We start from the raw sequence: 14,130 nt of genomic DNA on the forward strand, positions 1-14,130 counted from the left end.
TGTTATTATTTCCATTTCACATCATTGTCTTCATATATAAAAATTCGTTCAATACGGCTGTCCAGGTTATAATTCTGTAACTGGTACAAAGCGTGTGAGGGAACATTTGTAAAGCACAGGTAGTGCTTTTGTTTACTCTTTTTCCCGCAAGATATCCAATCCTGTCCGTCCCAGTAAAATAACTCATATTCTGCTTCCGGCACAATACCGTCGTTGATGCAAAGGATATATCCGATACTTTGCAGACAATACCTGTCACCTAAATCGAAATCAATAAAACGGGGAGCACCTGCATGGGCGTAACCTTTGAAACAGGAAGCGGAAAAGCCGTCTGTCAGATACTCCTTCTTTCCCAATACAGGCGTAAGCGGGCAGCGGTAAACAGTTGCTTTTATCGCTTCGGATGGGTCTGCCGGGTAAAACCGTATTTCTCCGGCGGCGAACGTATCTCGGGCGCAAAGCAATCGGATATAGCGGTAACTGCGGGAAGAATCTACCGGTAATGTCTCCGACTCCATCGATATGGATGCCGGGATTTCTCCTAATGTATCGGCGGACGAGAAATCGGGCGAATTGCTTCCGAGAAAGCGGCAACGGGCCAAATATTTTACTTCATGCTGGTTCCTCTCATAAAAATGACTTCCGGTAACTTGATTGACGGCTATTGTTTGGAGGTATTTTTGTGGCATCAGGGTGTCGATACGGTTATCCGGTCGCAAATGGAAAGGAGGACCGGCGGGAATAACTTCCCCGTTTCTGTAAAAAGCGGGAAGGTAAACAATGTCCTTGCCCATGCCTTCAAACGTCACCTCGTTGCCCCGGATTTCTCCGTATTGTACCGGATGCCATTGCTGGTAACCGAACACGCACAGATAGGCGTAATGCGTCTCTTTGGGCACTTCCGGCAGGCGGATGGTAAGATTCACCGTATCGAAATACTCGGCGGAAACATCTTTCTTTTTGTAATTCTTGAAAAGCGGTGGAACATCTTCGCTTTTGACACGCTTATCGATGGCGGGGGCTGCCGGGTGATTGGAATAAGTGTGCCGGTATACCTTCGGCAGCCGGAAACTTCCCCATTTTTCATCGTACGTTCTGTTATTATATATCCGCTTGTACTTCCATCGGTCGTCATCCCAAAAAGCCTCGAAAGCATACGAACGTCCGTTGATAATCGCCACATTCCACGAATGAGAACTGTTCCGGTTACCCCAGGCAGGCACGAAATCCACGGCCACCGCCATCCCCAGGGACGACAACAACAGGGAATTAAACCAGCAGCGGTGTTCACACAATCCTTTTTTTAAATACTCCAGCACAGAGGCGGAGGGCACGGGAATATCCCGCCCGTAAAACCGCGTATGAGTGATATGCCGGTAAAGATACAAAAGACTGTCCGTCTCCCGGATGAAAGCGGTGGAATCCTGCCCGGCAACAGTGTCATTATGGTAAAAAAGTCCGTGGTGACGTGCGTAAAAAATCCGTCTGGCGGAATCCGCCGTGATACCGTTCTTTCGCCGGTAGGGCAGTATGTATTCGCAAAACTCCTCAAACGGGCAGGAACGGCAATAAACATTCTCCTGCCAGGCCTTAAAGGCGGCTTCTGTCTCTTCAATCAGATAGGCACAGGTTATAGAGCGCAGGTCAAACACCCCTCTTTCCTCGATGCTCGGAAGCAAAGAGCGTTTCAATTGCCACAACGAATCAATCTTTTCACCGAAATCTGAAAACGAATCATAATTATATCGGATAGCCAAAGCGCGGTGTTCCTCGTAAAAAGAGCGGTATGCCTGCAAAAAAACACTGTCCGGTCCCCAGCAGCCCGGCATATTCCGGATGAGGAAGCGGACGGCTTTATATTTCAGGCTGTCGCCGGATGCAGGGTCGTAATATCCCAGTGCCTTTTCAAGCTCGCCTCGGTTTGCTCCGGCAAACTGCAATGCCGCCTCCAGTTGCTTTTCCTCCGGAGTCTGGCAGGCGAGGTAACACAGCAACAGGGCGATGCACCGAAGCATATTAAGACGGAATCTGTTCATACAATTTCTTTAATTTATACTGCATCTCCTCAATAGCGGGAGACATGATTTTAGGCTTTTGTGCCAGTGCCTTTCGGATAACCTCCTTGGCTTTCTCATACTGTCCGGTTGTTACATACAGTTCCGCCAACAGATAAAGAGGATAGAGGCGGTGGGGCACCATGTGGTAAGCCTGCCGGAAAGCCGCTTCCGCCGCTTCGTAATTCCCGAGAGCCTGCTCGCTCTTGCCGATGATATTATAAAACATCGGGTCGGAACTTTTGACTGCCCCTTCCCGCAGCACCGGAATACTCTCTTTATATTGGTTCGTTTTTGCCAGACACTGCCCGTACTCGAACAGGAAAGGGGCAAACTCCCGCAGGGCAGGATACAGGGAACGGTAACCGTCAGCCGTACCCTCATAGATTTCCATATCGAAATATCTTTTTTCTTCTTTCCAGGCGTAGAGCCGTTGCACCTTTTCACTCAATTCATTACCCGCATACAGGCAGCCTGCGGCAAGAAGCACAAGCACCGTACGGAACATCGGGCTGTTTCCCGAAACGGACGGCGGAGAACAAAGGGCAATAAAAACAACAAACAAAAGCGTCAGAGGCAGCACGCCGAAAGGATAGGAGAAGAAAGCGAAAACCGAGAAAGCGGCAAGACTTCCCGCCAGACCCGTCTGCCGGTACCTGATAGCCTGTTTGAGAGCGGAGAGGAGCATTCCCGCAAAAAGAACCAATCCCGTCACGCCGAGTTCCGTTGCGAATTGCAGGTACTCGTTAAATCCGTAAGCCGGGCATCCCGCGACATACTCTTCCTGTGCGGTATGCGGCTCGTTGCGGAAATAGCGGGCTTGCGCCTCGCCGTATGCACCGGCGAAACTACCCGGACCTTGTCCCGTGAAAGGGGCTTCCCTGAAGGCGATACCCGATACTTTCCACATCAGCAGACGCCCGTCCGCCGAATCCTTTTTCAACATATATATGCCGGCGATGCAGCTGCCGAGGAGTAGCAAACCGAGGAAGACAGCCGGCAGGAGGTACCGTTTCTTTTTTCTGAAAAAGTCCCTGATGACAGGAGTAAGGGAACAGTATTGCCACAAAACCGGAACACTTCCGCACAGCGCAGCCAGCCACGCGCTGCGGCTCATGCCCGCTGGGAGGAGGATTACGCTTGCCACCGCACAGCCCATCCCGGCATAATAAATCCATTGTTCCTTGTTTGAGGACGGTTTGCGCAGGCTCAATCCCAGCGCAAGGGGGAACAGGCAGGCTAGCATACCCGAATAAGGCCCCGGATTAAAAAGTGACCCCGTAAACGGATACAGACTGTGGTAAGAAGGCAGATACCCGAACAACTGTCCCAATCCCCATATCGCCTCCGTCATACCGGTGAGGCAAAGGAAAAAGAACATAATGGTACGGGAGCGGCTCTCTATCGACACCATCGCGCGGACGGAAATGTAAACACCGCTCAATAAAATCATAACAAAGGCAAGAGTAGGGCAACAGCCGCCCGTTGCGAAGTACCGGAAAAACCAGTACCCGATAAAAGCCGCCGTCCATCCGTCGGTGGAAGTAAAGCGGAAACGGACAGGCCGGAAAAAAGAGAAAATGCAAACCGTCGCCAGCACGGCAGGCACGCACACGGCAAATACCTGCAAGCGTCTGGGATTAAGGGTGGCAATTCGCAGGGAATCATCGGTCATGACAGGCAATAAAATACCCGTTGCGCAAAGCATGACAAGCGCATAGCCGAACCACCTATTTCTTTCGGTAAACTTCATCTACTTGATTAATTTCCATGTTCTGCCTTCCTCTTCCGACTTCCAGATAATCCACGCTTTCCCCACAATACACACTTCCGGCAGGAAACCCCAGTAGCGGGAATCCTTGGAATCCTCCACCCGGTCGCCGCCCACAAAATAATAATCTCTCCGGAAGCAATACCTATCCGTTGGTTCCTCACCGATGTACACCTCCTGATTCCGGCATATGACCTCTTTCCCCGTTTCCCATTCGATCCAGCGTTTGTACAGGCATAAATTCTCCGGGGACAGCGGAACACATATCCCTTCCCCGGGCACGACAAGCGGGCCGAAATGACGAATATTCCACGGATAAGCCGGGTGATAGGGAAACGTATTATACACCTCCGGTTCAAACTCCTCCTGGCTTTTCAGCGATAACGCCTTCTGCGCGGACTGATTCCCGACTGTCCCTTTTTGTCCGTTGATAACGTAAAACCCCTCACTGATTTCAACCGTATCTCCCGGCACGCCGATACATCTCTTCACATAATAAGTGCCTAAATCCATACACACCGTATCCCACGCCGAGCGATAGGGGAAATTAAACACCAGCACATCATTGCGCTTCGCCTTCCTCCAGCCCGGTAACCGTCGTATTGTAATATCCTTTTTGTGCAAAGGGGCAAACGGATTGAAAATGCGGGCACCCAAAACAGGTTTGGCAACCCAGATGCGGTCACCCGTCACCAATGCCGGTTCCATCGAATTACTTGGAATCTTGAAAGAACTATATCCCAGCACATTCAAAACAATCCACCCCACAAACAAAATACATATCCAGAACAGGACATTCACCACCATTTCCGATACCTTGCCTTTCATTGTCCGTCGGATTTAATTTGAATGTAACGTATATTTGGAAATAAGATTATCACCGGAACTTACGGCGTAAACAGCCTTTTCATCTTCGTGGATGTCAAAGCCATTGATATATTGCTCCAATTCATAAATTTTTTCCAAATGCCCCTTTAAATCATATACATAAATATAATTACCTCCCTCCGGGGTGCTTTCTCCTGTACGCTCCAAACCGGAATAGAGAGCATAAATATGTTTATCCTTAACTTGAATATCCGAGAAACCGTCAATTCTGCCGATAGAGAACCCTCCGTTTTTTTCTACAATATCCGGTTTTCCGCCTTTTCCGATAACAATATACTCTGTTTGGTCTTTTAAATTATATATCTCCAGAACATCTCCCAACTTGGTTGCAAGACTCAGTATTTTATTTTGAGGGTTGTAATCCAGGAATGAATCCCAAAGAGAGGCTAAAAAGTTTTGATACAGGGGTACCGAGACCTCCTTATCAATGGGATAATTATATCTTCTTTCTAAAACATGGCCGATAGAATCTGCAAATATAACCCTGTCTTTTCCGTCGAAACTTAAAATAGCGAACTTATCTTCCACCTTTGTAAAAGCCAGCACGGGAATACATTCCGGAGGATAGGCAACAACCTGCAATGGAGTAGTTGAGCCGTGCAATAAACTGTCGATAGAATAAATATATAAATCCGCCTTAAATGAGTCGAAAACAAACATCTTTCCTTTATCAACCACAAACCCGCCTGCATTCACAAGCTCATTACTGCCTTTCCCTTTACTTCCGAACGATATTATATACTTCAAATCAGGGAAAGAATAAATATGGAAAAACTTATTTACACCGTGCAAATCCCAAAGAAACACCAGTGAATCCAATACCTTGACTTTATACGGATACTTCATAAATACCTCGGACTCTTTTAGTAAAACCTCCGATGAGAGTTTAATAACCTTAGGATTCTTACTGTGGACATCCACGACATTATTTCGTTCGGACTGGTATTTCTCCGTCGGCGACTCGGAGCGGCAGGCTAAAACGGTTTGTAATATTAATATTACGATGAAATGGATAGTTTTCATAGGTTGATAAATTAATAACCTTGAGCAGGTAATGAGCATTGAATAACAGAATATCCATCCTGTACCGCTATCGCATACAAAGTATTTGAACGGCTATCGGCGGCTAAACGTAAGAGAGGAATCTCTATATCAATAGTATGTTGCAAGCGAAACCGGTAATCATACAGATGAATCATCGTAGGTAAATTAGACGTATTTCTGGTATCTTCTTTGTTAATCTCTATAGTGGCAATATAATTTCGGACAAAGGCAACATCTAAAATCTTGGTATCCGGCTCTTTAATCTTTATTTGATGATTTTCAACAGAGTAATCATATCGGGTAGACTGCTTTTGGCTGTATAATGAAAACCTTTCTCCATTATTCTTATACAGGGAAATATGGGATAAATAGGGATACAGGCAAAGTAGATAACCGTTATAGGAATCATAAAACAAATTGACTTGAAAATAATCCGGACGATTGTAAAAATCTCCGGTAATGATAGGTTCACCGAACATTTGAACGACAGAATCTCTTCGTATAAATTGCAGAGAAGAAATAAGGGAATCATTAACAGCAACAAACGATGCACTATCTACGGCAATAATCGGATGTTTAAAAGAAATAGAAGGGAGAGAGGCATAATATTTCTGATGGTGGATAATACTATCTATATCGAAAAGCGCCTGTTTGGAAGAATTTAAATCATACACGATAACTTTATTATCAATGCAATTTCCGATAGAAGGAGTAATAAACTCTTCCGGCCCTTTGCCGATGATACCGGCCTCACCCACTTGTTCTCCGGATAGGGTATCGATAACTTTTATGAAATTCTTAGCTGCAAAAGGATCCTGCCACACTAAATACTGTTTATATAAAAGTAACTTCCCCGGTAAACGGGTATAAATATGCTCCGTAAGAACCGTATAAGGAATCTTAAACGGTTTAGGTGCGTCAGGCCTGCAACCGGCAAAAAAGAGTATCAACAATATAAACTTAATTTTCATAGCAAACCTTCCAAATCCAAATACCCGAATTGCATCTCATCATTAGTGCCGAAAATAATCCGGTGTTTTTCCTTATCATACTGGAAAGATAGAATGTGAAACCCTGTTTCCAGTGTTTTTATATAATTCCCTGCTGTGTCAAAAATATGGATTTTTGAAGGATAATGGTCTGGGGAACGATGATCTGCCCCGGAATAAAGGGCGAGTATCTTATCCTTACAAATACGAATATCCATATTGTAGTGGCAGATGTTGGTTATTTCCTTACTCCATGCCGGCCCGTAAACATTGCATTTCAGTGAGCCGTCTAAATTGCATATTGTCATAAGGTCATAGCGGGAATAACTCTTTACATAGATACCCTCTTCTTCAGAGGCATCGAATTGGAAGCGTTTTTTCTTCACAGACGGGTTTTCGTAACCGATGCGCAACTCTCCTGTACACATATTCCAGAGACCAGCGAGGATATTGACGTTTCTGTAATTATTCTCAACATCCACAATAGATACAAGGCTCAGTGTATCGTTGATATAACAGCATTTATATGGATACAACGGTTCTTTGAAACTGGTTTTTTCGTGAAACCGATAGGAAGGATCATGGATAACACTGTCTAAATCATAGCTAAGCAATTTGTATTTACCGAAGTCGAACACATAAAACTTCCGGTTTTTCTCGTCGGGGCATATTTCTCCGATATTTACAAATTCATAGGGTCCATGTCCTTTGGGGGCAATATTGGCAATGTATTGAAATGTATTTTTATCGAAAATGTGAATGTGTCCGTCTGCATTTTGGTAATCTGTGATAAACAAATACTTGTCCATTATGAAGACATGGAAAATAGAACTGATATATGGTTCATCGATGTGAATCTCTACAACCTTATCGTGTACATTCACGACATTATTTCGTTCGGACAAGTATTTCTCCGTAGAAGCTTGCTGGCTGCATCCCCACAGGGCGGAAATGGATAATAAAAAAAGTACAAACTTGGTCTTCATGACATTCATTTTAAGACATATTTAATGAGCACACAGTTTCCTTGTTCCATCTGTTCTTCTATACATAGTGGAGCACGTTGCATTCCTTTATCAACCAAGGACAAATAAACATTATATCGATTAAAAAAAGAAGATAAAAAATAATTATCCGTTGCGTAATGAACACGTGTATATGTATAGAATCCGTTGGGCTCTGTCGGACTGGCAGATTGTTTTTTCCGGTCATACAGATAAAATTGTTTCCCGAACCTCCCGAATAAGAAAGAACTATTAGCAACGACATTTTCATTGATATAAAGCCATGAATCATTATCTAAATTTTCTTTCTTTCGGTATGATAACGGGATTTGATATTTGCCGAAGTCAATACAGACGGTTTCATATGAATCAGGATTCACCCTGTCGAAAATAATAAGTGTATCCGAATAATAAGAATTGAAAATAACGGATTGGTCTGTATATAAAAAAGGACTCAATTTATTAATAATCTCGTTATCTTGTGGGGTTAAAGGGAATAAATACTTTTTTATATTCAGTTGGTTATCTGTAATAACAATCTTATTTTGAGGTGATGGGGTAGCAGGAGAGAAAGGTAACGTAAAAGCAAAATCGCCATTTTTAAACACAGCGATATCGGAAGGGAAGAAGGATATCCTTTTTTTCTTGATAAAACTGCCATCCTTCACAGAATGATACATAATTGAAGGTTCAATATCATGAATAATATAAATATAATTGGAATCCACGGTAAAATTACATATTCTGATAAATTCACCGGGGCCTCGTCCTTTCCTGCCTACGCCATATAAAAACTTTCCGGTTGTATCGAAAACAACAACTTGATTTCTACCTAAACGGTCGAAAACAAAGATTTTACCATCTTGAACAATTAACTTATCTATTTGTTGTAAATAGGCTTGGGGATTTTCTTCCAGAATAATATATTGGATTGTATCAAACGAATCATATATCGACGCCTTATTATCTTCATTCCAAACATATTTAGTGGACGAAGACAGAGATACACCTTGTTTTGATTGACAAGCGGATAAAAGAAAGAGGATAAAGAAATGTATAATAAACTTAATTTTCATAACAATCCTTCCAAATCCAAATAAGCAAACTGCACATCGTCATACTCTAAACTCATAATAAGGCGATTATTTTCTTCATCATAAATAAATCGGCTGATTTCATAATTAGTTTCCCACGTTTGGAGATAATTCCCCTCTAAATCAAAAACAATAAATCTGGTTGGATAATTGACTTTTATATTTCCATTGGCTTCTTTTACAATTCTATATTCCCCTAAATAGGTCGTAATAATTTTATCCTTACAGAAAAGGGGTGAATAATAGTAGTTATTTTTAGTTAATTTCGTTTCCCACTTAGGCCCGTATATATTGTATTTCAATTCACCGTCAAGAGTTCCGACGGTTATTAAGTCATAAAGTGAATGCACTTCCACATACAAACCTAATTCCGGTGAAACATCGGCAACAGTCCGTTTTTTCTTTACATCGGGATGCTCGTATTTCATCAACTCAATATCATTGGTCAGCATATTCCACTTCCCGACATACGGTTTAAAATCATTATTGCCTATAGGTTCTATCATGCGGCCGAAACACAAAGTATCGTTTATATATTCATATTCGGAAGGGAAGCGGCTTTTATTCATGCTGACTTTTATACTTGGGCGATATAGCGGATTAGCCAAAAGGCTGTCCAAATCAAAGCTGAATATTTTTAACTTTCCATGATCTGACACGTAAAATTTTCGACGAACTTTATCCGGTGCGATATGTCCTAGATTTGTAATCTCGCCCGGTCCTTTTCCTTTATTGCCTGTACTGCAAATATATTTGAAACTGTTTTTATCAAACAGATGAATAAGCTTGTCAGGAGAATTATAATCTCCGATGATAAAATACTTATCCATTAGATATAAAGAAGTAACATCACCTATAAAAACATCTTTCATCTCAATCGGCTGCACCCTGTCGTGAACATCAACCACCTTGCCATATTCTTTGTAATGCCTCTCCGTTGGCGACTGCTGGCTGCATCCCCACAGGGCGGAAATGGATAATAAAAAAAGTACAAACTTGGTCTTCATTATAAATTATATATATATAAAATATTGCCTTCTATCACGGTTTAATAGAATAAAAACACAACACAATCTTCTCTTCAGCCAATGCATTTTTTAAATCATCGGGAAAATCCGACGGATAATTATTCTTTTCAAAAATGGGAGGAAATACACTGACAAGATAACCTCCGCACGTGCCGAACCAATGTCCGTACTTATCAATGCTTTCATCTGTTTTTTGGTAGACTTTATGAGTATTTCTATCTAAAACAAATTGTTTATAAACACCTTTATCAAACAAAGACCCGTAAATATAATTATCATACACAAGAGTAAAAAACGTCAAGGCCGTATAATTTGCAAAAAGCTCCAACTTATCTTCAATATTCTTTCGGAAAGCATCCGGGACGCGTTTACTTCCGAAATCAAAGAGAAATACATCCTTGAGATTGCCGGAATCATCAAGTAAATAAACATGCTCATCAATCGGCTTATGGTAAAATATCCCCTCTTTCGTCTTGGTAAATCCAAAACCGGACAAATGAAAATTATCATCGGTATCATTCTCGTAGCGAGCAATAGTTTTTTCTTTCTCTAAATCCTTATTGGTAACAATAACATGGTCGTGTGGATACTTGCCGGAATTATTAGCTGTTAAACCGAAAGCAAACTTATTATCGGAAAGGCACTGGAGCATTTCGGCATAAAAAGGCAATTTTTGAGAACTGATAAAATCGTATTGGGAGTTATATTTCAACAGAGACAAAGAATTGTAATCCAAAACATAAACATTACCGTCACTGTCGATAGAAAAATCGGCAATATTGATATATTCGCCGGGTCCGTGTCCTTTATGCCCCACACATCCGATAGCTTTTCCTGTCGAATCGAACACAACTAACCTCGAGGACATTTTATCTGCGATATAAATCTTATTGTCAAACACCTCGATTTTATCGGTATAAACAATCTCCATAGCCTCATTTTCTGAATGCAGGACAATATACTTAACCGGGGTTAAAATATTGAAATCGGTACACTCCAATTCACATTCTTGAAAAGCATAAAATGGAATATTCGTACAATTCTCCTTATAACTTGTTTTACAGCTTACGCAAAAACAAAATACGATTAAAATATAGTAATATATATACTTCATTATTGGGACTCCTTATTGACCACGGCACCTTTTATTTTAAATTGGACAGGAGCCTCGGAAATATTGCAATACACCGAGATACTCTTCTCAAAATAGCCTTCCTCTTTAATATTCATTGCTACCCTTATCTCCATCGAGTCACCCGGTTTTACCGGCTTCTTGTCATAGCGGGGAGTGGCGCATCCGCACGAAGTCGTCACATCTGCCACAAGCAACGGTTGTCTTCCTGTATTCTTTAGGGTAAAGACAGCTTCCCTGCTCTCATTTACAGCAAACACACCCAAATCGCACACAGCCTCCTCATAAACGACCGTCGTTTGTGCGACCTCTTTTTTCGGTAGCGTATCACCTGTAATCACCTTCAGATAAAGCTCTTTGATTTTAGGATTGTGTACAGGATTCCCTATAACTTTTACCCGGTTATTACTATCTAATAGGAAAGTATGGAATCGCTCGTCTCGTGGGAAATGATTAAGTTTATTTAAGCTATCGTGTGTATCGAAGAATATGGGGAGACTAAATTCATTGTATTGGAATAGGTGTATTATTTTTTTTGAATAGGGAGAATGAATAAAAAATAAAAATTTGATTTTATTAGATGCAATAGAATCTAATTCTTTAATTAATTTTTTCCAAGAAGGTAATAAAAGTTTACATTCAGCACATTCAGACGAATCAATGTAATTAAGTATTGTATATGATGACTTTTTTAAAATGAATTCATTTTTGGTAGATGGTATTAAATTAGGAATAATAATAGTACTATTTTCTAATTTTGAAAATTCATATCTGATTTTTGTTTTTTCATTATCATAGCAACTATAATTTAATTCTAATAGAAATATTGTTAGGAATATTTTAACGTTTATATTCATAGAGTTATTTTAATAACAAAAGCTTAATTTAAAAGATAGAATCTTTTCCGTCTCTTCCTCAACCTTATAAAAATACAGACAGGGAGAAATATACCCGCAAAGGCGGAACCCCTTCGGAATATCGCAGTCTGCAATCAGGCGGTAAGTAGAATCATACACCTGCAAACCGTCGGTCAAGGCCGAGCCACCCTTCTGATAAACCCTGCAAAGCCAGTTGAGCGAATCAACATAAAGCACTTGGTCGTAAAACCCTCTTGTTGCACGTTCCTGCAAATACAAAGAGCGGAGAGATGCTTGGTGGGAAAGAGCAATATAATCGCAATCCATATCCCGGCCACTCTGGCCGAAAGTCCGTATATTCTTATGTCTCTTGTCAAACTTATAAATCAAAGAATCCGCCTCATAGCAGACATACACATTACCCTCCGAATCAAGATCGAAACTGCAATAGGGAAACTGGCAAAAACTACGCTCTTGGTAAATGGGGGGATAAGGTCCCAAAACCTTTTCGGGAACACCCGTGGGCGCATCCACTTGTAAAATCGTAAAACACTCGCTGAAAAACTTGCGAGACTCCGTTATATAACTGAAAGCCTTATTTATAGCCGTATAATATAAAGTCGAATCATAGCCGTGAATGACAAACTTATCATAAGGCCAGCTGTAAATAAAAGGATTATCGCCCCGCTTGGGCTGATGCGGCGAACGCGTATGCGTTTTAACCGTATTATAATACTTGAGAGTAAAAGTACTATCGTAGACAAAATAAAGCAAATCAGAAAAAATAACAATCTCTTCCCGATTATTGACACAATATCCGGTAATCTCATCAACAGGAATTTCTTTCGGGGAATGTCCCTTACCCAGGCATCGTTTCAGCAGCTTCCCGGAGCGGTCGAACAGATAAGCATAGCAAAATTTTTCATCAATAAACAGCAGGCAATCCTTATAAGTAATAACTTTACCTAAATAAGAAGTCGGAATAGAATCGAGACAGACGGAAACAGGAACAACCTCCGTAAACGCTATTTCTTGAGGCAAATTTTCAGCCGCGGTAAAAACATCCTCCCGTTTGGGACTGAAACAGGCGACAAAAAGGAAAGAAAAAAATAAAATTTTGTACATGACTAATTAAACCAAATAAGCTGTCTAAATATATATTATTTTTATAATAATCTAGACAGCTTAATGTTACTACCTTCTGCAATCTCCTTGTTTTTTGCAATCAGCTCCGTGATTATCTGCATAGCATCCATATTCTTCTGGATGGCTATCACCTGCACAATGTTTATCTACTCGACCTGAACCAATTTCATTATCAGCCAACGCCTCGATGTTTTCCAACATCAAAGAGTTTGCTTGGTTCGTCTCGGTAGAGAAGAACGTGTAAGCTGCCGTTAATAACGCAAAACATCCGACAGCGGCAATCGTAATTAATTTCTTTTTCATCATCGAAAAATTTAATGGTTAAAAATAAAAAAATTAAAATTCTGTCTGTATCCTTTCAACAGAAAAAGCACATGGCTTGGTTTGCTTTAAATAATTACTGTTTTGAAACCTCCTTTTTAAAAAAAAGGGAATAGAAGGATACCCTTGGGTTTTTTGCAATTGAGATCATATATCCAGTATCCCCCATTCCCTATATTATACGTAGTCGGACGCAGTTTAATCCGTAACGTAAAGTGTGCCGGAAAAATGCTGCCCGCCTTCGGTTTGCGCCGATACGTTATAAGTTCCGTTGGCTGTCGAGATTAGCATACAGTCCTCATGGCCAACCCGGCTCATCCACGTCGTCTTGCTTTCTGTGTGCTCAATGGTTACCGTAAGATATTCAAGCTCTTCTGGAAAAGAAAAACGAACCTCGCCGTTCCGGTACGTGCAGTGAATGCTAATTTTTGACGGCATACGGGGACGATTGATCGGTGTGTCCAAATGTAGGGTTGTTTCATCCTCCTTGACGGTTTTATCATCTCCGGCTTGGACAGGAAGCAGACCACAGATGCTGAAAATAAAAACAAACGCAATAATAGATAAGATAAATTTTTTCATATTTACTATATTAATTAGATTTTACCTTATAAAATTATCTGATTATATAGTAAAAGTTGCAGAAATAGTCAATAAAAAACTATCAGATTGATACTATAATGTATTGGTATTCAGTGTTGTTTAGTATGTATGTAGATAAAATTTCTATCGATATTTATAAATAACTGAATGTAAGTTACTTATAAACATATAGCTGTATTTTGTTTGTATATAATTGATA

Annotated in this window: 13 protein-coding genes; all 13 read right to left on the reverse strand. The window is 41.1% G+C overall.

Annotated features, from left to right (window positions below):
• Positions 1 to 5: 5 nt before the first annotated feature.
• The 13 genes from NFR61_RS00055 to NFR61_RS00115 all read right to left on the reverse strand — a co-directional run bounded on the left by NFR61_RS00055 (position 6) and on the right by NFR61_RS00115 (position 13,910).
• Entirely contained in the window at positions 6 to 2,036 is a 2,031-nt protein-coding gene (locus tag NFR61_RS00055) for a hypothetical protein (RefSeq protein ID WP_251619690.1), read from the reverse strand.
• Positions 2,017 to 3,807, reverse strand: coding sequence for an O-antigen ligase family protein (locus NFR61_RS00060; protein WP_251619692.1), 1,791 nt, complete (start codon positions 3,805 to 3,807; stop codon positions 2,017 to 2,019). The genes NFR61_RS00055 and NFR61_RS00060 overlap by 20 nt, the downstream gene beginning before the upstream one ends.
• Positions 3,808 to 4,653: a signal peptidase I gene (gene lepB / locus NFR61_RS00065; protein ID WP_251619694.1), complete on the reverse strand. Its 846-nt coding sequence runs from the start codon at positions 4,651 to 4,653 to the stop codon at positions 3,808 to 3,810. It abuts the gene before it with no gap.
• 12 nt (positions 4,654 to 4,665) lie between these two features.
• On the reverse strand, positions 4,666 to 5,736 hold the full coding sequence (locus NFR61_RS00070) for a BF3164 family lipoprotein (RefSeq protein WP_251619696.1): 1,071 nt from the start codon (positions 5,734 to 5,736) through the stop codon (positions 4,666 to 4,668).
• An 11-nt stretch (positions 5,737 to 5,747) separates the two neighbouring features.
• On the reverse strand, positions 5,748 to 6,728 hold the full coding sequence (locus NFR61_RS00075) for a hypothetical protein (protein WP_251619697.1): 981 nt from the start codon (positions 6,726 to 6,728) through the stop codon (positions 5,748 to 5,750).
• Complete coding sequence (locus tag NFR61_RS00080; protein ID WP_251619699.1) at positions 6,725 to 7,732, reverse strand: BF3164 family lipoprotein; 1,008 nt, start codon at positions 7,730 to 7,732, stop codon at positions 6,725 to 6,727. Before NFR61_RS00080 ends, NFR61_RS00075 begins: the two co-directional genes overlap by 4 nt.
• A gap of 5 nt (positions 7,733 to 7,737) precedes the next feature.
• On the reverse strand, positions 7,738 to 8,826 hold the full coding sequence (locus NFR61_RS00085) for a 6-bladed beta-propeller (protein ID WP_251619701.1): 1,089 nt from the start codon (positions 8,824 to 8,826) through the stop codon (positions 7,738 to 7,740).
• Complete coding sequence (locus NFR61_RS00090; protein ID WP_251619703.1) at positions 8,823 to 9,851, reverse strand: 6-bladed beta-propeller; 1,029 nt, start codon at positions 9,849 to 9,851, stop codon at positions 8,823 to 8,825. Before NFR61_RS00090 ends, NFR61_RS00085 begins: the two co-directional genes overlap by 4 nt.
• 34 nt (positions 9,852 to 9,885) lie before the next feature.
• Positions 9,886 to 10,986, reverse strand: coding sequence for a 6-bladed beta-propeller (locus NFR61_RS00095; protein WP_277613039.1), 1,101 nt, complete (start codon positions 10,984 to 10,986; stop codon positions 9,886 to 9,888).
• Entirely contained in the window at positions 10,986 to 11,345 is a 360-nt protein-coding gene (locus NFR61_RS00100) for a DUF1573 domain-containing protein (protein WP_251619706.1), read from the reverse strand. The genes NFR61_RS00095 and NFR61_RS00100 overlap by 1 nt, the downstream gene beginning before the upstream one ends.
• A 525-nt stretch (positions 11,346 to 11,870) precedes the next feature.
• Entirely contained in the window at positions 11,871 to 12,986 is a 1,116-nt protein-coding gene (locus NFR61_RS00105; protein ID WP_251619707.1) for a hypothetical protein, read from the reverse strand.
• 69 nt (positions 12,987 to 13,055) lie between these two features.
• The gene (locus NFR61_RS00110; RefSeq protein ID WP_251619709.1) at positions 13,056 to 13,313 is read right to left on the reverse strand and encodes an NVEALA domain-containing protein; all 258 of its coding nucleotides are present in this window, start codon (positions 13,311 to 13,313) and stop codon (positions 13,056 to 13,058) included.
• 213 nt (positions 13,314 to 13,526) lie between these two features.
• On the reverse strand, positions 13,527 to 13,910 hold the full coding sequence (locus NFR61_RS00115; RefSeq protein ID WP_251619710.1) for a hypothetical protein: 384 nt from the start codon (positions 13,908 to 13,910) through the stop codon (positions 13,527 to 13,529).
• Positions 13,911 to 14,130: the final 220 nt, after the last annotated feature.

The organism is Odoribacter lunatus (genome assembly GCF_943193135.1).
GTDB lineage: Bacteria > Bacteroidota > Bacteroidia > Bacteroidales > Marinifilaceae > Culturomica > Culturomica lunata.

Coding starts and splice junctions, on each gene's coding strand:
- NFR61_RS00055 (WP_251619690.1), bottom strand. CDS start 2,036: ATGAACAGATTCCGTCTTAATATGCTTCGGTGCATCGCCCTGTTGCTG.
- NFR61_RS00060 (WP_251619692.1), bottom strand. CDS start 3,807: ATGAAGTTTACCGAAAGAAATAGGTGGTTCGGCTATGCGCTTGTCATG.
- lepB (WP_251619694.1), bottom strand. CDS start 4,653: ATGAAAGGCAAGGTATCGGAAATGGTGGTGAATGTCCTGTTCTGGATA.
- NFR61_RS00070 (WP_251619696.1), bottom strand. CDS start 5,736: ATGAAAACTATCCATTTCATCGTAATATTAATATTACAAACCGTTTTA.
- NFR61_RS00075 (WP_251619697.1), bottom strand. CDS start 6,728: ATGAAAATTAAGTTTATATTGTTGATACTCTTTTTTGCCGGTTGCAGG.
- NFR61_RS00080 (WP_251619699.1), bottom strand. CDS start 7,732: ATGAAGACCAAGTTTGTACTTTTTTTATTATCCATTTCCGCCCTGTGG.
- NFR61_RS00085 (WP_251619701.1), bottom strand. CDS start 8,826: ATGAAAATTAAGTTTATTATACATTTCTTTATCCTCTTTCTTTTATCC.
- NFR61_RS00090 (WP_251619703.1), bottom strand. CDS start 9,851: ATGAAGACCAAGTTTGTACTTTTTTTATTATCCATTTCCGCCCTGTGG.
- NFR61_RS00095 (WP_277613039.1), bottom strand. CDS start 10,986: ATGAAGTATATATATTACTATATTTTAATCGTATTTTGTTTTTGCGTA.
- NFR61_RS00105 (WP_251619707.1), bottom strand. CDS start 12,986: ATGTACAAAATTTTATTTTTTTCTTTCCTTTTTGTCGCCTGTTTCAGT.
- NFR61_RS00110 (WP_251619709.1), bottom strand. CDS start 13,313: ATGATGAAAAAGAAATTAATTACGATTGCCGCTGTCGGATGTTTTGCG.
- NFR61_RS00115 (WP_251619710.1), bottom strand. CDS start 13,910: ATGAAAAAATTTATCTTATCTATTATTGCGTTTGTTTTTATTTTCAGC.